This window comes from Priestia sp. 53B2 (genome assembly GCF_056099005.1).
Genome location: NZ_JBLZXA010000013.1, coordinates 45,480 through 52,008, shown reverse-complemented (window position 1 = coordinate 52,008; position 6,529 = coordinate 45,480). Strand labels below are relative to the sequence as shown.

At 39.7% G+C, this 6,529-nt stretch carries 7 protein-coding genes and 11 tRNA genes; 1 reads left to right on the top strand and 17 read right to left on the bottom strand.

The window, feature by feature from the left end:
• Positions 1–133 precede the first annotated feature (133 nt).
• From ACN6NE_RS12155 to ACN6NE_RS12100, 12 genes are all read right to left on the bottom strand, one after another.
• Positions 134–207, bottom strand: a tRNA-Gly gene (locus tag ACN6NE_RS12155).
• A gap of 4 nt (positions 208–211) precedes the next feature.
• Positions 212–288, bottom strand: a tRNA-Arg gene (locus ACN6NE_RS12150).
• A 90-nt stretch (positions 289–378) separates the two neighbouring features.
• Positions 379–464, bottom strand: a tRNA-Leu gene (locus tag ACN6NE_RS12145).
• A gap of 22 nt (positions 465–486) precedes the next feature.
• Positions 487–569 (bottom strand) — tRNA-Leu (locus ACN6NE_RS12140).
• Between the two features lie 12 nt (positions 570–581).
• Positions 582–654, bottom strand: a tRNA-Lys gene (locus ACN6NE_RS12135).
• Between the two features lie 4 nt (positions 655–658).
• A tRNA-Gln gene (locus ACN6NE_RS12130) sits at positions 659–733 on the bottom strand.
• A gap of 11 nt (positions 734–744) precedes the next feature.
• Positions 745–820: transfer RNA gene (locus ACN6NE_RS12125), tRNA-Asp, on the bottom strand.
• Between the two features lie 28 nt (positions 821–848).
• A tRNA-Val gene (locus tag ACN6NE_RS12120) sits at positions 849–924 on the bottom strand.
• Between the two features lie 24 nt (positions 925–948).
• Positions 949–1,023 (bottom strand) — tRNA-Glu (locus ACN6NE_RS12115).
• Between the two features lie 9 nt (positions 1,024–1,032).
• Positions 1,033–1,123, bottom strand: a tRNA-Ser gene (locus ACN6NE_RS12110).
• Between the two features lie 3 nt (positions 1,124–1,126).
• Positions 1,127–1,201, bottom strand: a tRNA-Asn gene (locus ACN6NE_RS12105).
• Between the two features lie 134 nt (positions 1,202–1,335).
• On the bottom strand, positions 1,336–1,785 hold the full coding sequence (locus ACN6NE_RS12100) for a SprT family protein (protein ID WP_474325376.1): 450 nt from the start codon (positions 1,783–1,785) through the stop codon (positions 1,336–1,338).
• A gap of 109 nt (positions 1,786–1,894) precedes the next feature.
• Between ACN6NE_RS12100 and cmpA the strand changes: the two genes are divergently transcribed.
• Entirely contained in the window at positions 1,895–2,011 is a 117-nt protein-coding gene (cmpA, locus tag ACN6NE_RS12095; RefSeq protein WP_013055014.1) for a cortex morphogenetic protein CmpA, read from the top strand.
• A 57-nt stretch (positions 2,012–2,068) separates the two neighbouring features.
• Here the strand turns inward: cmpA and ACN6NE_RS12090 are convergent, their stop codons facing one another.
• The 5 genes from ACN6NE_RS12090 to ACN6NE_RS12070 all read right to left on the bottom strand — a co-directional run bounded on the left by ACN6NE_RS12090 (position 2,069) and on the right by ACN6NE_RS12070 (position 6,507).
• Positions 2,069–4,243 carry a Tex family protein gene (locus ACN6NE_RS12090; RefSeq protein WP_474325374.1) on the bottom strand — a complete coding sequence of 725 codons (2,175 nt, stop codon included), beginning with the start codon at positions 4,241–4,243 and terminating at the stop codon, positions 2,069–2,071.
• Between the two features lie 84 nt (positions 4,244–4,327).
• Positions 4,328–4,933, bottom strand: coding sequence for a PP2C family serine/threonine-protein phosphatase (locus ACN6NE_RS12085; RefSeq protein WP_013081423.1), 606 nt, complete (start codon positions 4,931–4,933; stop codon positions 4,328–4,330).
• Positions 4,933–5,727 carry an RNA polymerase sigma factor SigB gene (gene sigB / locus ACN6NE_RS12080; protein ID WP_013055011.1) on the bottom strand — a complete coding sequence of 265 codons (795 nt, stop codon included), beginning with the start codon at positions 5,725–5,727 and terminating at the stop codon, positions 4,933–4,935. Before sigB ends, ACN6NE_RS12085 begins: the two co-directional genes overlap by 1 nt.
• On the bottom strand, positions 5,693–6,178 hold the full coding sequence (rsbW, locus tag ACN6NE_RS12075) for an anti-sigma B factor RsbW (RefSeq protein WP_013055010.1): 486 nt from the start codon (positions 6,176–6,178) through the stop codon (positions 5,693–5,695). Before rsbW ends, sigB begins: the two co-directional genes overlap by 35 nt.
• The gene (locus ACN6NE_RS12070; RefSeq protein ID WP_013055009.1) at positions 6,175–6,507 is read right to left on the bottom strand and encodes an anti-sigma factor antagonist; all 333 of its coding nucleotides are present in this window, start codon (positions 6,505–6,507) and stop codon (positions 6,175–6,177) included. Before ACN6NE_RS12070 ends, rsbW begins: the two co-directional genes overlap by 4 nt.
• Between the last annotated feature and the right edge of the window lie 22 nt (positions 6,508–6,529).

The following is a 6,529-nucleotide window of genomic DNA, read 5'->3' as shown; positions in this document are numbered from 1 at the left end:
ATTAGGCACGCCGCCAGCGTTCATCCTGAGCCAGGATCAAACTCTCCGAAGAAATGTTTGACTTGCTCATATAAAATAAAAAAATTAACGTTGACGTTTGTCGCTTTGTTCAGTTTTCAAAGTTCAATATGTTTGGAGCGGGTGATGAGAATCGAACTCACGACATCAGCTTGGAAGGCTGAGGTTTTACCACTAAACTACACCCGCAATATGGCGCGCCCGAGAGGAGTCGAACCCCTAACCTTTTGATCCGTAGTCAAACGCTCTATCCAATTGAGCTACGGGCGCTTCTTATGATGTTTACCGCCTTTGTTTTGGCGACTTTATTATAGTATCATTTCCATCTTCTTATGTCAACACTTTTTTTAAAAGTTTTTTTGGTGCGGCCGAGAGGACTTGAACCTCCACGGGGTCGCCCCCACTAGGCCCTCAACCTAGCGCGTCTGCCATTCCGCCACGACCGCTAAATACATAAAATGAATAAGATGCGGGTGAAGGGACTTGAACCCCCACGTCGTAAAGACACTAGATCCTAAGTCTAGCGCGTCTGCCAATTCCGCCACACCCGCAAGAAATGAAAATGAGCCATGAAGGACTCGAACCTTCGACCCTCTGATTAAAAGTCAGATGCTCTACCAACTGAGCTAATGGCTCTTTATGGCTGGGCTAGCTGGATTCGAACCAACGCATGACGGAATCAAAATCCGTTGCCTTACCGCTTGGCGATAGCCCAATAATTTAAAATGGCGGTCCCGACGGGAATCGAACCCGCGATCTCCTGCGTGACAGGCAGGCATGTTAACCGCTACACCACGGGACCATCCAAAATTATGTATAAAACAGTCAAATGGTGGAGGATGACGGGATCGAACCGCCGACCCCCTGCTTGTAAGGCAGGTGCTCTCCCAGCTGAGCTAATCCTCCACAGAATATGTAAATAAAAATCAATGGTGACCCGTACGGGATTCGAACCCGTGTTACCGCCGTGAAAGGGCGGTGTCTTAACCGCTTGACCAACGGGCCATTATAAAATGGCGGAGAAGGAGGGATTTGAACCCTCGCGCCGCTTACACGACCTACACCCTTAGCAGGGGCGCCTCTTCAGCCACTTGAGTACTTCTCCATATGGCTCCACAGGTAGGACTCGAACCTACGACCGATCGGTTAACAGCCGATAGCTCTACCACTGAGCTACTGTGGAATAATATTTATCAGACTTCTTACATTGTAATCGACATTATATGTAATGTCAATAAGTTTTTGTGATTTCTTTGCCGTTTATTTGAGACGGCTTTATTAATTTATCATAATCAATCTATTTTAGTCAAGCATCTTCTACATTTTTTTTAATTTACCTTTACACTTGCCACAAACATATTTAACCGTGTTCACTTTTCTTTTTCGAACATATTTTTGATCACACTGCATACATACATATATGTGCTCTTTTTTCTTTCCATCACTTTCTTTTTTCAATGCCTGACAAAAGCGGGGGGCGCCTACTTCTTTCATTAGCCTTTTAAAGTCTTGATCTCCATGCTTATACCCTTTCCCCTCAATATGCAAATGATAGTGACAGAGCTCATGTTTAATGATTTCTACTATTTCTTGTCTGCCATATTGTTCAAAGTATTTGTAGTTTACTTCTATATTAGATGTACGTAATAAATACCTTCCACCTGTCGTACGTAAACGAGAATTAAAAGTGGCTTTATGACGAAATGGTTTGTGAAACAGCTTCAATGAAATTTTTTCTACAAGTATTTGTAAATCCTTATCATTCATCTTATATACTCCTCTACTGTATGAAATCACCTGACTAGCTCTTTGGGCATACACTTCATTACATACTCACTATTTACCTTATCATAAATGAAAAGGAGTGATTGTCCTCATGCCAATGTGGCTACAAAAACAAATGAGGCGCGCTTATTCTGAAAAAGACCGTGCACAAATAAAATTGCTCAATCAATGTTGGTTTTTTTATCAAAAAAATAATTCCGCTTCTTAAATCACTTCTTTTTACAAATAAAATTGCCTTTTCAGAAAATCTGAAAAGGCAATTTTATTATTGATGAGGCGGAATCATCGTCAGTGCGACTCTTCCTTTTTTCATATCTACGTCTTCTACCCACACATTCACCAAATCTCCTACTGAAACGACATCGAGGGGGTGCTTAACGTACCGATTCGTTAATTTAGAAAGATGGACTAGACCGTCTTGCTTAACTCCTATATCGATGAACGCTCCGAAGTCTACGACGTTTCGCACCGTACCTTCAAGCTGAATACCTTTGGCAAGATCCTCTAGCTTCAAAATATCCTGACGGAGCAAAGGTTTTGGCAGTTCATCACGAGGATCTCTTTCCGGCCTTACGAGCGCTTCTATAATGTCTTTTAAAGTAAGTTCCCCTATACTTAGTTCTTCTGATATTTCGGGTAAAGAAATATGTTTTAATGCTTCTTTTACTTTCTCCGTTCCAAGCTCAGTCTCTTTCACTTCCGCTTTCTTTAAAAGCTTTTTAACGTCTCCATATGTTTCAGGATGAATCCCCGTTCTGTCTAAAGGTTCTTCACCTTCTATAATACGTAAAAACCCAATACACTGCTCATACGTTTTAGCACCTAGACGCGGAATTTTCTTCAACTGTTTTCGGTTAGAGAATTTTCCGTTTTCATCCCGATATTTTACAATGTTTTGAGCAACTGTCTTATTTAGACCAGCAACGTATTGTAGAAGCGAAGCAGAAGCCGTATTTGCATTTACTCCTACCTGATTTACTACTGTCTCTACAATAAAAGTCAGTGAATCATTTAATTGCTTTTGAGACACATCATGCTGATACTGCCCTACTCCTACCGACTTAGGATCGATTTTCACAAGTTCAGCCAGCGGATCTTGCAGCCTTCTGGCAATCGATACAGCGCTTCGCTCTTCTACTTGAAAATCAGGAAATTCCTCTCTAGCAACATCAGAAGCCGAATACACGCTTGCTCCCGCTTCATTCACAATCAAATAATAAACTGGGTTTTCAATTTCTTTAAGAACATCCGCTACAAATTGCTCCGTTTCGCGAGATGCCGTTCCGTTTCCAATGGCTACTACTTCAATAGGGTATTCAGCGAACATTTTCTTTAATTTATTTTGCGCTTCAGCTGCTTTTCTCACAGGAGGATGTGGATAAATAACATCAATTTTTAATACCTTGCCTGTTTCATCTACTACAGCTAATTTGCAGCCTGTTCGAAAAGCTGGATCTACTCCTAATACCACTTTCCCTTTCAATGGAGGTTGGAGAAGAAGTTTTCGTAAGTTTTCAGAAAAAATGTGAATGGCTCTTTCTTCCGCTTTTTCTGATAGCTCTTTACGGATTTCGCGTTCAATAGATGGTTCTATTAAGCGTTTATAAGCATCTTCTATAGCTGAGATGATATAACTTTCAGCTGAAGAATCCCTTTTTTTGATTACTTGTTTATGTAAATATGAAAGAATACGATCTGTAGGCGCATCAATACTCACTTTTAAAATACCGTCTTTTTCTCCTCTATTCATAGCTAAGATACGATGAGGAACGATTCGCTTTACCGCTTCTGTATATTCATAATACATTTCATAGATATTTTTTTCATCTTTTTCCGGATCTTTGACTGAAGTAACAATTATGCCATCTTTTACAGTGGTCGTACGAATCCATTGACGGTAAGATGGTTCGTCAGAAATTTGTTCCGCTACAATGTCTAGGGCTCCCTGAATAGCTTCTTCAGAAGATTGAACTCCCGCTTCTTCATTTATGTATGTTTGCGCTTCGTTCTTCACGTCAGAACGTGGAAAACTTAGTATCCACTGTGCTAATGGTTCAAGACCTTTTTCTTTTGCTACAGTTGCTTTTGTACGTCGTTTTTGCTTAAAAGGGCGGTATAAATCTTCTACTTGCTGCAATTTCTTCGCTTGATGAATTTGAGCAGCCAGTTCCTCAGTTAATTTCCCTTGCTCTTCAATTAATCGAAGAACTTCCTCTTTACGCTCCTCTAAATTCATTAAGTAGTTCCAGGAATCTAAAATATTCCGGATTTGGACTTCATCCAAAGCACCAGTTTGTTCTTTTCTATATCGAGCAATAAAGGGAACTGTATTACCGTCTTCTACTAAAGCAATTACGTTTTGTACTTGCTTTTGTGAAATCTCCACCTCTTTACTTACACGTTGAACAATTTGATTATCTAATTTCGTTGCAACAGACACAGCTTATCCTCCTACCTAAATGAAACTTTGTCTCTATTGTAACAAAACTCACATGCAATAACACATGTGAGCTAAAAAGAAAGGCTATGCAGTTGGAAGATGACCAGCGATATACGTAATATCGTCATTATGAGATCGAATTGCTGCCTGTAGCCGTGTCGACAATTGATCTACATTCATCGAGTTAGCAAAAACAGATTTAATCTCTTTTAATTCTAAGCCATCTGTATGAATCAAAAATTTAGAACCGGAGTCATATGGGAAGGTTTGTGTGCGGAACTTTTGAATTTTCCCTGATAAAAAACCTTGAATTGGCAGAGGGTACGTTAATTTCCCCTCCGGAGAATACAGATAAAAGCGGATATTACCTACATTTGTATAATGAAATTCGTTATGTTTTTTATCAATTTTCAAAATAGCTACTGCCGCGCCTCTTGTATGTCGAGTAGCTTTGTTGCACTTAGAAATGATCTCATCCACATCTAGATGATGATGAGCTTTCGCTACATCCGTAACAGCTACAGAAGCGGCTCTAGCTTGTTCACCGCTTCCTAATCCATCTGCCACTGCACATAGAAAATAGTCATCCGTTTCTTTGACATAGTAACTATCTCCACAACATACGTTCCCTTGCTTTGGCTCTTGGTATATATGAGTTTGAATCAACTTTGTATTAGGGTCTACTGTCATCACGACATATACTCCGAATCGTTAGAATCTGAGCGAGCTGCAGTCCTTAGCTTATCAAGAGCTCTTCTTTGCAGTCGAGATACATGCATTTGAGAAATCCCTAACTTCTCACCGGCATCTTTTTGACTCAGATTTTCAATAAATGTATAGCGAATCACTTCTTTTTCTCTATCGCTTAATACATGAAGAATCTTTTCTAACACTAAGCGCTGATCAGTTTTCTCATAACCCGACTCTTGTTCACCTACTAAATCAAGGATTGTAACAGTACTTCCATCAGAGTCTGCTTCAATGGAATGATCAACAGACAACGCTTGATAACTTTGCCCCATCTCCATCGTTTCTAAAATTTCTTCCTCTGTCACTCCGATATGATCAGCAATTTCTTTCACTTGAGGAGATCGCTGTAAACGGGTTGTTAGCTCTTCGACAGCTGCTTTAATTTTAGGACCTAATTCTTTGATGCGGCGCGGTACGTGAACACTCCACGTTTTATCGCGTAAAAATCGCTTAATCTCTCCAATGATTGTAGGAACAGCAAACGATTCAAAGCTTCTTCCAAATGAAGCATCATACCTTCTAATAGCTCCTAACAGTCCTAGCATCCCTACCTGCACAATATCTTCATGTAAGCTTCTGCCTTTTGAATAACGACGTGCAATAGATTCAACAAGGTTCTTGTAATGTACTACTAGATCACTTTGTGCTTCTTCATCCTGCGTTTTTTGAAAGCGCTCAATTCGTTCCTGAACCTGTTCTTTAGTTAATTTCATAGGTTGAGACTGTGTTTTCATCACTCTCCACCTGCTCTCTTTGCACATACTTAGTCATCATTAGCGTTACACCTTTTGAATTGACCATTTTCACTTCGTCCATTAGTGTTTCAATTAAATATAAACCAAGTCCACCTTCAGGAAGAAATTCAACTTCTTTTGATGTTTCATAAGGTCCTATATGTTCCTTAAGCTCTTCAAAATTAAAGCTTTCACCTTTATCGACCACCATGATTTCTAAACGGTCATCAAATAACCCAAAACCTACTCTCACTTCACCATTTTCTTCATTCTTGTAAGCATGCTGTACGGCATTTGTACATGCCTCACTCACAGCAATTTTCATATCTTCAATTTCATCATAAGAAAAACCCATCCGGTTCGCTACACCAGACAGCGTCAGTCGAATAATCGCTACGTAGTCTGGCTTAGCAGGAATCTTCATCTCAACAAAGTCATAAGGCTGTTTCATTTTACGCCACCTTCTACTTGTGAATTCACGTTTAAAATGTCTGTGAGGCCCGTAATATCAAATAAGCGCTTGATGCGCTCTGATACACCAACAAATTTCAAAGAGCCGTTATTTTTCTTATTGGCTTTTAACAATGCAATAAATACACCTAGTCCTGTACTATCCATGTATGATACATCGGTTAAATCGACTATAATTTCTGGTTCGGTATGTTCAGTAATTTCCATGAACTTTTCTTTTAGCTTAGGTGCTGTATATGCGTCAATCTCTCCAGCCAGCTTAATACGATATGCTTGACCGTCCTTTTGTATATCTATTTTTAAATTCATCGTATTAGTAGACCCCCTCTAA

Coding starts and splice junctions, on each gene's coding strand:
- ACN6NE_RS12100 (WP_474325376.1), bottom strand. CDS start 1,785: ATGAATGATAAGGATTTACAAATACTTGTAGAAAAAATTTCATTGAAG.
- cmpA (WP_013055014.1), top strand. CDS start 1,895: ATGCCAATGTGGCTACAAAAACAAATGAGGCGCGCTTATTCTGAAAAA.
- ACN6NE_RS12085 (WP_013081423.1), bottom strand. CDS start 4,933: ATGACAGTAGACCCTAATACAAAGTTGATTCAAACTCATATATACCAA.
- sigB (WP_013055011.1), bottom strand. CDS start 5,727: ATGAAAACACAGTCTCAACCTATGAAATTAACTAAAGAACAGGTTCAG.
- rsbW (WP_013055010.1), bottom strand. CDS start 6,178: ATGAAACAGCCTTATGACTTTGTTGAGATGAAGATTCCTGCTAAGCCA.
- ACN6NE_RS12070 (WP_013055009.1), bottom strand. CDS start 6,507: ATGAATTTAAAAATAGATATACAAAAGGACGGTCAAGCATATCGTATT.